General features: G+C 36.4%; 14 protein-coding genes. 6 read left to right on the top strand and 8 right to left on the bottom strand.

Going from position 1 to position 14,732, the window contains the following annotated elements; translation table 11 throughout:
- Positions 1 to 87 precede the first annotated feature (87 nt).
- From murQ to ACAM30_RS15820, 6 genes are all read left to right on the top strand, one after another.
- On the top strand, positions 88 to 900 hold the full coding sequence (gene murQ, locus ACAM30_RS15845; RefSeq protein WP_369615563.1) for an N-acetylmuramic acid 6-phosphate etherase: 813 nt from the start codon (positions 88 to 90) through the stop codon (positions 898 to 900).
- 134 nt (positions 901 to 1,034) lie between these two features.
- Positions 1,035 to 1,256, top strand: coding sequence for a DUF6095 family protein (locus ACAM30_RS15840; protein ID WP_017498392.1), 222 nt, complete (start codon positions 1,035 to 1,037; stop codon positions 1,254 to 1,256).
- A gap of 45 nt (positions 1,257 to 1,301) precedes the next feature.
- On the top strand, positions 1,302 to 1,874 hold the full coding sequence (locus tag ACAM30_RS15835; protein WP_369615562.1) for a pentapeptide repeat-containing protein: 573 nt from the start codon (positions 1,302 to 1,304) through the stop codon (positions 1,872 to 1,874).
- A gap of 63 nt (positions 1,875 to 1,937) precedes the next feature.
- Positions 1,938 to 2,510: a DUF1572 domain-containing protein gene (locus tag ACAM30_RS15830; RefSeq protein WP_369615561.1), complete on the top strand. Its 573-nt coding sequence runs from the start codon at positions 1,938 to 1,940 to the stop codon at positions 2,508 to 2,510.
- Between the two features lie 148 nt (positions 2,511 to 2,658).
- Positions 2,659 to 3,030 (top strand): DNA topoisomerase IV, encoded by a 372-nt coding sequence (locus ACAM30_RS15825; protein ID WP_070907134.1) that lies wholly within the window; start codon positions 2,659 to 2,661, stop codon positions 3,028 to 3,030.
- Positions 3,031 to 3,063: 33 nt separating this feature from the next.
- Positions 3,064 to 3,843: a TerC family protein gene (locus tag ACAM30_RS15820; protein WP_369615560.1), complete on the top strand. Its 780-nt coding sequence runs from the start codon at positions 3,064 to 3,066 to the stop codon at positions 3,841 to 3,843.
- A gap of 252 nt (positions 3,844 to 4,095) precedes the next feature.
- Here the strand turns inward: ACAM30_RS15820 and ACAM30_RS15815 are convergent, their stop codons facing one another.
- The 8 genes from ACAM30_RS15815 to ACAM30_RS15780 form a co-directional block, all read right to left on the bottom strand.
- Positions 4,096 to 6,813, bottom strand: coding sequence for a DNA gyrase/topoisomerase IV subunit A (locus ACAM30_RS15815; RefSeq protein ID WP_369615559.1), 2,718 nt, complete (start codon positions 6,811 to 6,813; stop codon positions 4,096 to 4,098).
- 23 nt (positions 6,814 to 6,836) lie between these two features.
- Positions 6,837 to 7,916: a YhcG family protein gene (locus ACAM30_RS15810; RefSeq protein ID WP_369618658.1), complete on the bottom strand. Its 1,080-nt coding sequence runs from the start codon at positions 7,914 to 7,916 to the stop codon at positions 6,837 to 6,839.
- A 44-nt stretch (positions 7,917 to 7,960) separates the two neighbouring features.
- Positions 7,961 to 9,832: a DNA topoisomerase IV subunit B gene (locus ACAM30_RS15805; protein WP_369615558.1), complete on the bottom strand. Its 1,872-nt coding sequence runs from the start codon at positions 9,830 to 9,832 to the stop codon at positions 7,961 to 7,963.
- A gap of 162 nt (positions 9,833 to 9,994) precedes the next feature.
- Positions 9,995 to 11,170 (bottom strand): nicotinate phosphoribosyltransferase, encoded by a 1,176-nt coding sequence (gene pncB, locus ACAM30_RS15800; protein WP_369615557.1) that lies wholly within the window; start codon positions 11,168 to 11,170, stop codon positions 9,995 to 9,997.
- Between the two features lie 95 nt (positions 11,171 to 11,265).
- Complete coding sequence (locus ACAM30_RS15795; protein WP_369615556.1) at positions 11,266 to 12,243, bottom strand: transglutaminase domain-containing protein; 978 nt, start codon at positions 12,241 to 12,243, stop codon at positions 11,266 to 11,268.
- 3 nt (positions 12,244 to 12,246) lie between these two features.
- Positions 12,247 to 12,771 (bottom strand): NADPH-dependent FMN reductase, encoded by a 525-nt coding sequence (locus tag ACAM30_RS15790; protein ID WP_369615555.1) that lies wholly within the window; start codon positions 12,769 to 12,771, stop codon positions 12,247 to 12,249.
- Positions 12,772 to 12,865: 94 nt separating this feature from the next.
- Positions 12,866 to 13,795: a YihY/virulence factor BrkB family protein gene (locus ACAM30_RS15785; RefSeq protein WP_369615554.1), complete on the bottom strand. Its 930-nt coding sequence runs from the start codon at positions 13,793 to 13,795 to the stop codon at positions 12,866 to 12,868.
- 97 nt (positions 13,796 to 13,892) lie between these two features.
- Entirely contained in the window at positions 13,893 to 14,570 is a 678-nt protein-coding gene (locus ACAM30_RS15780; RefSeq protein ID WP_369615553.1) for a TIGR02117 family protein, read from the bottom strand.
- Positions 14,571 to 14,732: the final 162 nt, after the last annotated feature.

Genomic DNA, 14,732 nt, shown 5'->3' with positions numbered 1-14,732 from the left:
ATTCTAAATCTTCATGACTTTACGTTCCAAATTTCGGGATTGCAAGAAAAAAGATTAATTTTGACCCAGTTCAATTAACACGAAAAAATGGCCTTTACAAAAACTACAGAACAGTCTTCAAAATACGAACATTTAGAAAAAATGTCAGTTCAAGAACTTCTGGTTAACATCAATCAGGAAGACAAAACTGTTCCTGATGCAGTCGAAAAAGCGATTCCGCAAATTGAAACTTTAGTGGCACAAGTAGTTTCTAAATTAAAATCAGGAGGCCGATTGTTTTATATCGGTGCCGGAACATCCGGACGCTTAGGTGTTGTTGATGCTTCTGAATGTCCTCCAACTTTTGGTGTTCCTTTTGATTTAGTAAACGGAATTATTGCCGGTGGTGATACTGCCATCCGTCGTGCCGTTGAAAATGCCGAAGATAACGCAACTCAAGCCTGGATTGATTTACAGTCCAATCATATTGACCAAAATGATGTAGTAATTGGTATTGCAGCTTCAGGAACTACGCCTTATGTGATTGGCGGTTTAGAAAGCTGTAATCAAAATGGTATACTTACAGGCTGTATCACTAACAATGCCGGAAGTCCTCTGGCACTTACCGCTCAGTTTCCGGTTGAAGTGGTTGTAGGCCCTGAATTCGTTACCGGAAGCTCCCGAATGAAAGCTGGAACCGCTCAAAAATTAGTACTGAATATGATTTCGACTGCCGCAATGATTCAGCTTGGAAAAGTAAAAGGCAATAAAATGGTTGACATGCAGCTGAGTAACATCAAATTGGTAGATCGTGGTGTTAAAATGATTATGGGAGAAATTCCTGTTTCCTATGAACAAGCCAGCGAATTATTAAAAAAATATGGCAGCGTTAGAAATGCTGTGGACAATTATAATCTTTAATGGGAGATGTTTCTTGTAAGATGTGAGATGTGAGATGTGAGATGTGAGATGAAAATTAGATTATGCATATCTAATCGTAAATTTCGAAAACCTGAAACCTGAAACTTGAAACTCCCCCCCTTAAAACAAAAAAAATGGCAACAAATAAAGAATTATTAGGAAAAGGAATTAAATATTTATCAGGTTCATTGCCTTTATTGTTTATTGGGCCATCGCTAATTTATAACGCTTTTATGAATCAGCATACCAACTGGCATTATCTGGTTCTGGGAATTGGAATTGTGGCTTGTTTAAGCGCTATGTTTTTGATCTTTTACGGATTAAAAATCATTATGAAAGGTTTATTTAACGACTAATTCCCCCCTTCTCGTACCTAACTCACGAAACTCTAATAAACACTCATGGAAAGCTTAATTCACATTCAAAAAACCTTCGAAAAAGTTACTTATATCGACAAGAAAATAAACAATCGGGAGTTCGAAGATTGTGTTTTTAAGAATTGTGATTTCTCAAACAGCAATTTTGCTTACAATACTTTTTTAGACTGCCAATTTATCGATTGTAATTTGTCGATGACGAGTTTGTCCGGCACCAGTTTGAAAAATGTTACATTCAAAAATTGCAAGCTTCTTGGAATTGCTTTTAACGAATGTGATGATTTTCTATTCCAGGTTTATTTTGAAGAAAGCACGTTAGATTATGCTGCTTTTTCGAACAAAAAAATGCCAAAAACTAAATTTATCAACTGCTCTGTGCGCGAAGTTTCTTTTATAGGATGCAATCTAACCGGTTCTTTATTTGACAATTCCAATCTCGACGGGGCTATTTTTAACGATACACAACTGGCAGGCGTCGACTTTAGAACTGCCTACAATTATAAAATTGATCCCGAGTTTAATCCCATGCGAAAAGCACAGTTTTCAACTCAGGGTATCGTGGGGCTATTAGACAAATATGATATCAAAATTGTATAGTTTTTTGTCGTGAATTCATAGCAAAAAATAAAAACTTATTTCCGCTAAACCAAATGTATCATTATGAAAGCAACTGATTCCTATTTAGAAAGCGTTAAAAAACAGTTTTTGTACTATAAAATGCTAGGCGAGAAAGCCATGGCACAATTAGAACCCGAACAACTCTTTGTCTCCTTAAATGAAGACACCAACAGCATTGCTACAATTGTAAAACACGTTTCAGGTAATATGCTCTCACGCTGGACCGATTTTTTAACGTCTGATGGTGAAAAAGAGTGGCGCAATCGTGATTCGGAATTTGAAAATGATCTGCAATCCAAAGAAGAAGTCCTGTTGATCTGGGGCAAAGGCTGGGATTGTTTGATGAATGCCTTAAACAGTTTAAACCCGGAACAGCTTTCAGAAATCATTTATATCCGAAACGAAGGTCATACCGTTATTGAAGCGATCAACAGACAACTGGCACATTATCCTTATCATATCGGACAGATCGTTTTTTATGCCAAACAATTAAAAAAAGATGACTGGGACAGCTTATCGATTCCGAAAAATAAATCCGGAAATTACAACGCTGAAAAGTTTGCCAAAGAAAAAGAAATCAAGAACTTTACAGATGATGAATTAAAGAGATTTTAGACTTTTGATTTTTGATCAACGATTTCAGATTTACATGCTGGAATCTAAAATCCAGAACCTTAATACCAAGCTGAGTGAAGTCATCAGGCTGAGCGAAGTCGAAGCCCCTCCCTCACTTATTCTCCATAAAAACAATTAAAATTTAAAAATGAAAAAAATTATATTCTTACTTCCATTATTAGGTTTAATGTCATGTTACAACGCAGAACACAACTGCAAAGATTTTAAAAACGGAAAATTCAAATTTGAGTTTGAAGTAAATGGTGTCAAAAAAACTACTGTTTTTGAACGTAAAGACAATATCGAAATCGAAACCTTTGAAGGCAAAACTGATACTTCAACCATTAGATGGGTAAGTGATTGCGAATACATCTTACAAAAAAAACATCCTAAAAATATGGCGGAAGAAAAAGCCATCAGCATGAAAATTCTAACCACTTCTAAGGATTCTTATACTTTTGAATTTGGAATGGTGGGCTCTGACCAAAAACAACGCGGTACAGTGGTAAGAGTTGAGTAAATAATCTATTACATGTTTTAAAACAGCTTTAGTATGGAAGTTTTTCTAAACCCCGATGCCTGGATTGCCTTACTGACATTGACTTTTCTGGAAATTGTACTGGGAATTGATAATATCATTTTCATCTCTATCGTCACGGGAAAACTCCCTGAAGAAGATCGAAAGAGAGCCACCCGAATTGGTCTGTTTTTAGCCATGTTTATGCGTATCGCCCTGCTGATGGGAATTTCGTATCTGATTGCCATGAAAGCAACTCTTTTCAGCATTCAATGGGGTTGGTTTGAAGGGGATTTTACCGGTCAGGCGGTCATATTATTTCTGGGTGGTTTGTTTCTGATTTATAAGAGTACCAAAGAAATCAGTGAAAAAGTAGACCATCATGCCGAGGAGGAAAAAACACTTAAAACTGTTGCCAAAAAATCATTCTCAAATGTTATCATGCAAATTCTGTTGATCGATTTGATATTCTCTGTCGACTCAATTTTAACAGCTGTTGGTATGACAAATGGTGTTCATGGAGCTTTAACGATCATGATTACTGCGGTGGTTATTTCGGTATTGGTTATGATGTTGTTTGCAGTACCTGTTGGAAATTTTGTCAATAAGAATCCGTCTATTCAAATATTAGGGCTTTCGTTTTTAATCCTTATCGGTTTTATGCTGATTACGGAAAGTATGCACTTATCGAATGCGGCGCTGGCGGGTGAACATATCGGTGCGGTACCGAAAGGATATTTGTACTTCGCCATTTCGTTTTCGCTTGCTGTCGAATTTATCAATATGAGAATCCGAAAAAAACATTCATCAAATTAAATGAGTTTCTCTCTTTGACGCTTAGCTTTCGCCCTTACAGGGCTAAAACAACAACTCCTTTTTATTATTCATAGTGCTTTGCACTATGCTGTTACTGAAGCTCTTTCAGAACTGCCTGTTTACGTCAATTTCGTTCCGAAAATGACTTTTTAACAGAATATTTACGACAAGAGAATTAAATAGAAAACTATGATCTTATACACATAAAAACAAAAGGAAGTTCCAAAATTTGAAACTTCCTTTTTTTTTCTATTATTCGAGAACGAGGCCTATTTGGCCATCATCGTCTAATTCTGTTTCAACGGCGTCATCCTCGTCTCCTATTACCCTTTCCGGAACTTCTTCAACCGGTTCTTCGTAAGGTAATGGCTCTAACAGATTTACTTGTTTCAGCTTTTCAGTCGTCAGTTGATTTCCTAGCGCTTTAAAACCTTTTACGGCAATAAAATCTTCAACATCAATATGCAAATCTTCTTTCTGAACTCCTTTTACTTTTGCAAAAACCAACTGGGCTACCGGACGATAATCTGTCGATACAATTTCTAATTGCGAATTTGGATGGTCTGTAATAAAACTTTCTTCTTTACCTTCGTTTTCCACAAGGAAACGTTTTAAGAAATAACGTTCTTTTTCCCCATCGTAGTAAATTGCTGAAATTGGCTTTTTAGGCTTCCATTTTTCCAGAACAATCATATCTTCCTCAAAATGAGTCGATAATTCCGGAATAATAACCTTCAACTTACCAGCCTGACTTATAATCAGAATTTTATCGCTTGGTTTAAACTCTCCCAGCAATTCTCCTCTGGCATCAACATTTAAACGCTTAACAGTATCATCAAACCAGACTTTTCTTGGCAATAAAGTCGAAATTCCTTTTTCTTTTAATTCAATTTTCTTGATTGGATATTTGGTTACCAAATTTCCTTTTGATCCACGGCCTTTGATAGCCAGTTTAGCGAAATCAATATCGAATTTCAGTTTTTTAATGGTTCCTATCTGACGTAGTAAAATAGTAACAACCTCAGCTTCTCCATTTGGATTATGCGAAAAATAAACCACCTGCGAACCATTTGTTCCGTTAGTCAGATCATATGCTTTATCACGTGTAACTCCGGTAACATTAAAACGTTTTATATAGGAAGGTCCGGATTTACCATCACGATACATCATGTTGTAAATCGTACGTTTATCGCTCTTATCAAAAACGGCGACGTGTATAATATCTTTTCCTATAAATGTTTTGGCATCTACTTTTGAAATCATCATTGTACCATCACGCAGGAACACAATAACATCATCAATATCCGAACAATCGCCCACATATTCGTCTTTCTTTAAACTGGTTCCGACAAATCCTTCTTCACGATTTACGTATAACTTAGTATTACGCAAAACAACTTTTGTAGCCTCAACATTGTCAAAAACACGAAGTTCGGTCTGGCGCTCGCGGCCTTTTCCGTATTTCTCTTTTAGTTTAGTGAAGTAGGCAATTGCAAAATCCGTTAAATTCTCCAGATTATATTCTACTTCCTTCATTTCATCTTCTAACTTCGCGATAAAATCATCGGCCTTGTCAGAGTCAAAACGGGTAATACGGATCATCGGTATTTGAGTCAGTCGTTGTAAATCTTCATCGTTGATTTCTCTGACGAATGATTTTTTGAACGGCTCAAAACGATCGTATAAATATTTATAAAGTGATTCTCTATCCGAATACAATTTGAAGTCAATGTACATTTCTTCACGAATGAAGATTTTTTCTAAAGTCGAGAAGTGCCATTTATTTCTTAATTCCTCTAATTGAATTTCCAGCTCCTGACGAAGTAAATCAACGGTTCTGTGAGTTGATATTTTCAACATTTCAGAAACCCCGATAAACAATGGCTTATTATCTTCAATCACACAGCCTAAAGGTGCCACCGAAGTCTCACAAGCTGTAAAAGCAAACAACGCATCTATAGTTTTATCCGGAGAAACACCCGGGAAAAGATGAATTAAAATCTCAACATCCGCCGCGGTATTGTCTTCAATTTTCTTGATTTTGATTTTACCTTTTTCGTTGGCTTTCAAAATACTGTCAATCAAACTCGATGTATTGGTCGAAAACGGAATTTGCGTAATCACCAATGTATTTTTGTCCAACTGAGCAATTTTCGCACGCACACGTACACGTCCGCCACGCATACCGTCGTTATAATTCGATACGTCGGCAATACCCTGCGTCATAAAATCAGGATACAGCGTAAAAGCTCTACCCTTTAAGATTTTGATCGAAGCATCAATTAACTCATTGAAGTTGTGAGGTAAAACTTTTGTCGAAAGTCCTACTGCAATTCCTTCCGCTCCCTGCGCTAAAAGCAACGGAAACTTTACCGGAAGATTGTTCGGTTCTGCACGACGACCATCGTAGGAAACGCCCCAATCGGTAATTTTAGGAGAATACAAAACCTCTAAAGCAAATTTAGACAAACGTGCTTCAATATAACGGGGAGCTGCAGCACCATCACCTGTTAGAATATTACCCCAGTTACCCTGACAGTCGATCAATAAGTCTTTTTGTCCAATCTGCACCATAGCATCACCAATACTCGCATCTCCGTGTGGGTGATACTGCATGGTGTGCCCCACAACATTGGCAACTTTGTTATAACGGCCATCATCCAGCTCTTTCAAAGAGTGCATAATACGACGCTGAACAGGTTTAAATCCGTCCTCGATAGCAGGAACGGCACGTTCCAGAATTACATACGAAGCATAGTCCAAAAACCAGTCTTTGTACATTCCGGTAACTTTGGTAATTACGTCTTCACCTTCTTGCTCCTGATTTTCGTAAAAATGCGCTCCTTCAAAATGTTTGGCATCTACGTCGATAATTTCATCATCATCTCTCTCCTGAATGTTATCCAGGTTTTCTTCTGAATTATTCTCGTCGTCGCCAGGGATGATGTTATCGTCTTCTTCGTCTTTCATTTAATTATCTTGTAATTATAATTCTATTTGTTTTCAAGAAGTTCCTTTAAAACCTCTACACTTGGCAATACTGTTTTATATTTACTGGCAAAAATTTGTTCGTTGTTTTCCGGTAAAGTATATTTTACTACAGCTTCGCTTTTATTCTGGCAAAGTACAATTCCAATCGTTTTGTTCTCGTCTTCCAAACGCATTTCCCTGTCATAGTAATTAACATACATTTGCATTTGTCCTAAATCCTGATGTTTTAGCTCTCCTATTTTTAAATCAATAAGGACAAAACATCTTAATATTCGATTATAAAAAACCAAATCAATTCTGAAATGTTTATCATCAAAAGTGATTCTTTCCTGCCTTGCGACAAAAGTAAAGCCATGTCCCAATTCCAGTAAAAAGTGTTCCAGCTTATTAATAATCTCCTCTTCTAATTGTGATTCTGAATACTGATTTAACTCAGGTAACCCCAGAAATTCCAATATATAAGGATCTTTAATAATATCTTTCGGTTTTTCAATAATCTGACCTTGTTCTGAAAGTTTTAATATTCCTTCTTTATCACGGCTTAAAGCTAATCTGGTATAAAGTGCTGTATCATATTGACGTTTTAATTCACGAACACTCCAATTGTATTTTTCAGATTCAATTTCATAAAAACGTCTTTCCTTTTCATCTTCAATTCGCATTAAGAAAATATAGTGAGTCCAAGTTAATTTGAAAAACGAAGCCAATGACTGCGCTTTTTGAGATTGAAATTCCTCAGTAACTGACTGTGATTTCTTTGTTTTCAATTCCCCAGTCAGTGACTGGGAAATTCTATTTTGCAATTTCGTCATCGGTGATGACGAAATTGAATAAATTTGATAAAATTTCCGCATACGATCCAAACTTTCAACCGAAAAACCCTTACCAAATTCCTCTGTCAATTGTTTAGAAAGCCCCTTTAAAAGCTGTTTTCCGTATTCAGCTCTATCCTTTCCACTCTGTTCTTCTTCAACAATGATTCTTCCAATTTCAAAATAGGTAATTGTCATGGTAGAATTTACAGTACGTAAAACTTGTTGTCGCGCATTTTGAAGCAACTCGACTACTTGTTGAAAAATCACTTTATTTTGAAGACCGTCTGACAATAGTATCTTTTATTTAAATCTTAAACTTCTTCTTCAATCGTATCCAGCTCTACCTTCAGATTCTTGATAATAAACTCTTGTCTGTCCGGAGTATTTTTACCCATATAGAAAGACAACAACTGTTCGATCGACGTATGTTTGTCCATCATGACCGGATCAAGACGAATGGTGTCTCCGATGAAATTTTTAAACTCATCAGGAGAAATCTCTCCCAAACCTTTAAATCGGGTGATTTCCGGTTTAGGTTTTAGCTTTTCGATGGCGTCTTTTCGTTCTTCTTCAGAATAACAATAGATGGTTTCTTTCTTGTTACGAACCCTGAAAAGCGGTGTCTGCAAAATGTACAAATGCCCTTCTTTGATTAACTCAGGGAAGAACTGAAGAAAAAATGTAATCAAAAGCAAACGAATGTGCATACCGTCGACATCGGCATCGGTTGCAATTACGATATTGTTGTAACGCAATTTCTCCAGTCCGTCTTCGATATCAAGTGCCGCCTGCAGCAAGTTAAATTCTTCATTTTCATAAACAATTTTCTTGCTCATTCCATAAGAGTTCAAAGGCTTACCACGTAAACTGAAAACCGCCTGTGTATTCACATCACGCGATTTGGTGATCGATCCGGAAGCCGAATCTCCCTCGGTAATGAAAAGGGTACTTTCCAGGTTTCTTGGATTTTTTGTATCCGGAAGATGCGCTCGGCAATCTCTTAATTTCTTATTGTGAAGATTGGCTTTTTTAGCACGATCTGTAGCAAGCTTTCTAATTCCGGACAATTCTTTTCGCTCGCGCTCTGCCTGCAAGATTTTTCGCAATAAGGCTTCTGCGGTCGTTGGATTTTTATGCAGGTAATTGTCTAACTTGGTTTTGATAAAATCGTTCACAAAGGTACGAACCGAAACCGGGGGTGTCCCGTCATCAGAACCCATATCGGTAGAACCTAATTTGGTTTTAGTCTGAGACTCAAAAACCGGCTCCATAACCTTAATACTAATGGCACTCACAATCGATTTACGAACGTCAGATGCTTCGAAGTTTTTATTGTAAAACTCACGAATGGTTTTTACAATTGCTTCTCTGTAAGCTGCTAAGTGTGTTCCTCCCTGTGTCGTATTTTGTCCGTTGACAAAAGAGTGATATTCTTCACTGTATTGCGTTTTACTGTGCGTTAACGCTACTTCAATATCATGCTCTTTTAAATGGATAATCGGGTATTCTAAATCCTCTTCGTTGATGGTTTCTTCCAGTAAGTCACGAAGTCCGTTCTCGGAATAGTATTTTTCACCGTTGAAAATAATGGTCAGTCCATTGTTCAGGTAACAATAGTTCTTAACCATTCTGATCACATATTCTAAACGGAATTTATAATTTTTAAAAATCGATTCATCCGGCGTAAAAGTTACTTTTGTTCCTTTTCGCTTGGTAGTATCAATTACATCTTCTTCAAGAACCAAATTTCCCGCTGAAAATTCTGCCGCTTTTTGTTTATCATCACGAACCGATTCTACACGAAAATAGTTCGACAAGGCATTTACTGCTTTCGTTCCGACACCATTCAGACCAACCGATTTCTGGAAAGCTTTTGAATCGTACTTTCCTCCCGTATTCATTTTTGAAACAACATCCACTACTTTCCCTAACGGAATTCCACGTCCGTAATCACGAACCGAAACCGTTTTATCTCTGATAGTCACTTCAATAGTTTTTCCTGAGCCCATTACAAACTCATCAATACAGTTGTCCAGTACCTCTTTTAGAAGGATATAAATACCATCGTCAGGCGAAGATCCGTCTCCCAATTTCCCGATATACATTCCGGGACGCATACGGATATGTTCTTTCCAATCGAGTGATCGGATATTATCTTCGGTATATTGATTTTGCTCTGGCATAAAGTAAATTGGATTTTTGGCTAAAATACCATTTATAGTCAAAAAATGAAAGCGTATTATTTTTTTTGTTACGAATAATAACAACTACAAACCCTATTTAAATTAATTTTAAAATAACCTCTGGTTTGAAAATATATAAAATGAACTTTTCGGTAAAAAATACTATTTGATTCCCAGCACTTCTTTTGCCAAAGCAATCATTTCAGGTGTTCCCGTATTTTTATTTTTTTCGTCAGAAAGTTTTACCACACCTTGCCACTCGTTATTATTCAATTTCACTTCTGTAAGTTTTATCACCATATTCATCGAAGGCAAACCTGCATCGTTAGTAAAATTGGTTCCGACACCAAAGGACATTTTGATTTTATCTCTGCAAAAATCTGCTATTCTTTTTACCTTCTCGTAATTCAACGAATCCGAAAAAACAATCACTTTCGATTTCGGATCAATTCCCATTTGGGTATAATGAGAAATTACTTTTTCAGCAAATTCAATAGGATCCCCGCTATCGTGACGTACCCCGTCAAAAAGTTTCGAGTACTTTTTATCAAATTGCTCAAAAAATACAGCTGTAGTATAGGTATCCGTCAGGGCAATTCCGAGGTCGCCATCGTACACCTGTGTCCAATGTCCCAAGCCCATCATATTAGCCATTTTAAAACCGTATTGGGCAGCATGAAACATGAACCATTCGTGGGCGTGAGTACCCAATGGCCGCATATTGTTTGTCATTGCAAAATGAACATTACTGGTTCCTATAAAACTATTCGAACCAAATTTTCGGAGTGTCTCATTCACCAGGGCATGAACCTCATACGAATGGCGTCGTCGGGTTCCAAACTCCAAAATCGAAACTCCAATTTTATTGTAATTATCAATCTTGTCTTTGGTCACTCTTTTTAAAGCCTCATCGTCCAGTCGAACGGATTGACCAGTCTTATAGAAGAGTTCAGAAATTAAGCCCATCAGGGGCACTTCCCATAAAATAGTGCGATACCAATAGCCTTCAACGGTTACTTTCAGCTCAGAACCTGTTTGAGTAATCTGGACCTCAGACGGGTCAAAGTTATAGCCTTGTAAAAAATCAAAATAAGTGGGATCCAGATAAGAACAATGCTGCCACAAATATTGCTTTTCTTCTTTTGTCAACCGCAGATTTGCCATTGCATCAACAGACTTTCGAAGTAAATCTCCAAATCCGGGCGGGAAAAAATGATTTCCTCTGTTGATAAAGCCGTAACGAACCCGAGCCTTTGGAAAAAGTTTGATTACAGCATGCTGCATTGTAAATTTATAGAAATCATTATCTAAGATTGATTTCAAATAAGTTGTCTCCATAATCCGGCAGTTAAATTAATTTTATAACCGTAATAGCTAAGGTACGCCAATTTAACCAAAGAAAGAAGTTCTTTAAGCAAAGATCCTGCTTCGTTTTACTTTGAAACTATCTTAAATGACATTATACCGTCACGATCCAGAAAAAAAGTAATATAGGATCCTATTTTTTTATCATAAATAACTTCAAATTCCAAAGCTCCATTTACAACTTTAGAATCTTCAATTCTGACAGGTTTTCCATTTTTCAAATAATAAAACAGATCTGTCTTTGCAATATTCTTTATTCTAAAACGGATTTTGTCCCCGTCATTTGCCTGAATAATTCCCGAATCAGGTGCCAGAATCTCATGATCACCTTCAATTGCAGCATCAAACAGCAACGGACCGTTCAGAAAATCTTCTTTGTTTAATTTTTTACCCAGATAAGTTCCGGAATCCGGAAAATGCTTGGTAAAAAAGTACTTGGGATCAGTATCAAAATAAACGGGTGAAAAATGACTCACTGCTACTTTTTTATTGCTGTCATAATATCCTTGCCCCCAGGTTACATCAACCAGAATCCATTTTCCATCCACCTGAACCATATTCCAGGAATGATTGGAAAACGAGTTTTGACGTCCAATATCACTCAACGATCGTTTAGAATCTCCTCGGATCACTTCACATTTTAAACCTGTTAAAGAAGCCAATTCCTGATACAAAAGTGTAAAACCTTCACAAACCGCTTTTCGGGATTCGAAAGTATTCTGCCAGGTTTTTTCCTTTAAAACTGCAATTTTTGCTTGTTTGTCCGCTTCATTAATATAGGTAAATCTGAGCGGTTTTGGCGGATTCAGATAAGCTTTATAATCGTATCTTATGTTTAATGCAATCCAACTGTAAATAGCCCTCGCTTTATCAGAATCTGAGGTAAAATCTTTTTGTATTCTTTCTGCGAGACTTTCTACTGAATTAAAATTAGCGGGATACTTTAACACCGTCTTATCAATCGTATTGTACTTTTGCGCGTTTACACCAGACAGAAAGATGGAACTCAGGAAGAAAACAGCAAGGACAATCTTTTTTGCAATCATAAATTAAAAACTAGACTTAATAATGTCTTTTAATTCTTTATTTAACTCCTCATTGGAGATTTTATTTTCTTCCAAATCAAAATTCGCATTAAATGCAGGCAATGAAAAAGTAGCTTTAATCTGCGCTCCATATCTCGGTAATGCATTATTGGCAATTTCCAAAACCGAAGCTCCTCCTCTTGCTCCCGGCGAAGTAGCCATCAAAAGCATTGGTTTTTGCTGAAAAATTTCTTTCATGATCCTTGAACTCCAATCAAACAAATTCTTGAAAGCTGCAGAGTAATTTCCGTTGTTTTCTGCCAAAGAAATGACCAAAAGATCTGCATTTTCAATCTTTTGTAAAAATGCTTTTGCGAGCTCATGCTGACCGATTTCCTTTTCTAAATCAACACTGAACAAGGGCATCGCAAAATCATTAAGATCTAAAACCTCAACTGTTCCATTTTCGAATAAACTTGCGGCATAAGTCGCCAGCTGTTTGTTTATTGAATGCTGACTGTTACTCCCTCCAAAGGCTACAATTTTCATATATTTTTATTTTAGAATTTGTTTTTTGTTATCCTTTTCACTAGATTTTTAGTATTCCATAAAGCCACAAACTACATTTCTGAATCATCAAAACTTATGATTTTTTTGTTTGTTCTTTAATTTCAAATATCTCTTTTTTAATTTCGACCGAATAGCCATTCGGAGCAATTTTCCCTCCGTACGTCTTTGCATATACTTTAGTGAACTCGGCTCCAAAATATAAAATAATTGCGGAATAATACACCCAAACCAAAATGATAATTACTGATCCTGCTGCACCATACACACTCGCAATTGTTGAATTTCCTAAATAAAATCCAATTGCAAATTTACCTATCATAAAAAGGATTGCAGTACATCCGGCTCCGATAAAAGCGTCTCTCCACTTTATAATACCATCTGGTAAAGTTCGGAATATAATCGCAAAAAGCAACGTGATACTTCCTAAAACAATGATCAAATTTATAATGTAAAACAAATACACCGTACTGTCTGCTAAATATAGTTTTAATCTCGCATTCAACACATCTAAAACTGCATTTAACATCAAGCTTACGAGCATTAGAAATCCCACAGAAACAATCATAGAGAAAGACATAATCCGATTCTGAATGAATTTTTTAAGCCCTTTATTCGGTTTCGCGCGGAGTCCCCAGATAAAATTAATTGAACTTTGTATTTCGGCAAAAACTCCCGAAGCTCCAATTAAAAGCATTACAACTCCAAAAATCGTTACGAAAACATTACTATCAGACAATTGTACATTTTTGATTGCATCCTGAATTTGAATTGCCGCATCGTTACCTACTAAACGGTTGATTTGCCCGTACAACTCCCCGGTTACAGCTTCTTCTCCAAAAAAGAAACCGCAGATGGTTATAATAATGATCAACAAAGGCGGTAATGCAAATATGGTATAGTACGATAAGGCAGCACTTAACTTGATGGCATTATCGTCATTGAACTCTAAAAAAGTGGTTCGCAACAAATACCAGGTTTTTGATAAAATATTTTGATTTTCCACAAGATTCGTTTTTTGATATTCTTTCAAATTTAAAGAATAAACAAAAATTTAAATTCCTGCATTTCAGATAATTTTTACATTTTTACCATGCTGCTTTTTACTTATAATGACAAAAAATCCCCCTGTCATAAATCGTCCATAAACTCGCTTTTTGATTCGCTGCTTTTAACGCACAGTTTGCCCAGGTGTTACACGTATAAAACAGACTATAACTTCCTTTAGCCTCATAAAAAGCATCCTTTTTACCGTAACTATGACCTTCAAGCCATTCAGGATTCTCCGGATTACTAAAACTCTCCGAAATATAGTGTACTAATTTTTGATAATTTTCTTTAGAAACCAGAATGCGTTTGCAATCTTCGCCTTCGCGTAATTGCTTAAAAAATGTAGTATGCATGGCTGACGAACTCACGCCAAGTATTGCTTTTAACGCTGTACTGGCTTTTAAATCTGACCATTCCGGTGTATCGAGATAAAAACCTTTATCACCCCAGCCAAAAGCTACAAATTTTGCCAGTGTATCGTTGGATTCTGTCTGATCAAACTGAATTTCCTTTCTCCAATCTTTGACTTCGGTAACAATCGGAACCACTATATCTGTGTGCACTCCGTTGGAAAGAATATAAATCGGAATTGCATTTTGTTCGTCAATTTTGTCAATAGTGGAGTTAACTGTAATTCTGGAAATCAATAATACGGCTGTGACATATAAAGCAAGAAAAGTAAAGATTCCGAAAAGTGTCCAGCCCAGAAATTTGAAAGATTTTTTTAGCATTTTGATTGGTTGTTTTTAGATTGATAATTGGTTAATTTTTCTGTAACCAATTTTTGAGCCATTTTTTTTTGCTTCTTACAAATTACACACAGATTATACAGATTCGCACATGCGAAAGCGCGGATTTAAACGGATTTTAAAGTCCTTTTTTTTATCATTTCG

This window comes from Flavobacterium sp. CFS9 (assembly GCF_041154745.1).
Classification (GTDB): domain Bacteria; phylum Bacteroidota; class Bacteroidia; order Flavobacteriales; family Flavobacteriaceae; genus Flavobacterium.
This window is presented reverse-complemented; position numbering and strand designations above follow the sequence as displayed.

Coding starts and splice junctions, on each gene's coding strand:
- murQ (WP_369615563.1), top strand. CDS start 88: ATGGCCTTTACAAAAACTACAGAACAGTCTTCAAAATACGAACATTTA.
- ACAM30_RS15840 (WP_017498392.1), top strand. CDS start 1,035: ATGGCAACAAATAAAGAATTATTAGGAAAAGGAATTAAATATTTATCA.
- ACAM30_RS15835 (WP_369615562.1), top strand. CDS start 1,302: ATGGAAAGCTTAATTCACATTCAAAAAACCTTCGAAAAAGTTACTTAT.
- ACAM30_RS15830 (WP_369615561.1), top strand. CDS start 1,938: ATGAAAGCAACTGATTCCTATTTAGAAAGCGTTAAAAAACAGTTTTTG.
- ACAM30_RS15825 (WP_070907134.1), top strand. CDS start 2,659: ATGAAAAAAATTATATTCTTACTTCCATTATTAGGTTTAATGTCATGT.
- ACAM30_RS15820 (WP_369615560.1), top strand. CDS start 3,064: ATGGAAGTTTTTCTAAACCCCGATGCCTGGATTGCCTTACTGACATTG.
- ACAM30_RS15815 (WP_369615559.1), bottom strand. CDS start 6,813: ATGAAAGACGAAGAAGACGATAACATCATCCCTGGCGACGACGAGAAT.
- ACAM30_RS15805 (WP_369615558.1), bottom strand. CDS start 9,832: ATGCCAGAGCAAAATCAATATACCGAAGATAATATCCGATCACTCGAT.
- pncB (WP_369615557.1), bottom strand. CDS start 11,170: ATGGAGACAACTTATTTGAAATCAATCTTAGATAATGATTTCTATAAA.
- ACAM30_RS15795 (WP_369615556.1), bottom strand. CDS start 12,243: ATGATTGCAAAAAAGATTGTCCTTGCTGTTTTCTTCCTGAGTTCCATC.
- ACAM30_RS15790 (WP_369615555.1), bottom strand. CDS start 12,771: ATGAAAATTGTAGCCTTTGGAGGGAGTAACAGTCAGCATTCAATAAAC.
- ACAM30_RS15780 (WP_369615553.1), bottom strand. CDS start 14,570: ATGCTAAAAAAATCTTTCAAATTTCTGGGCTGGACACTTTTCGGAATC.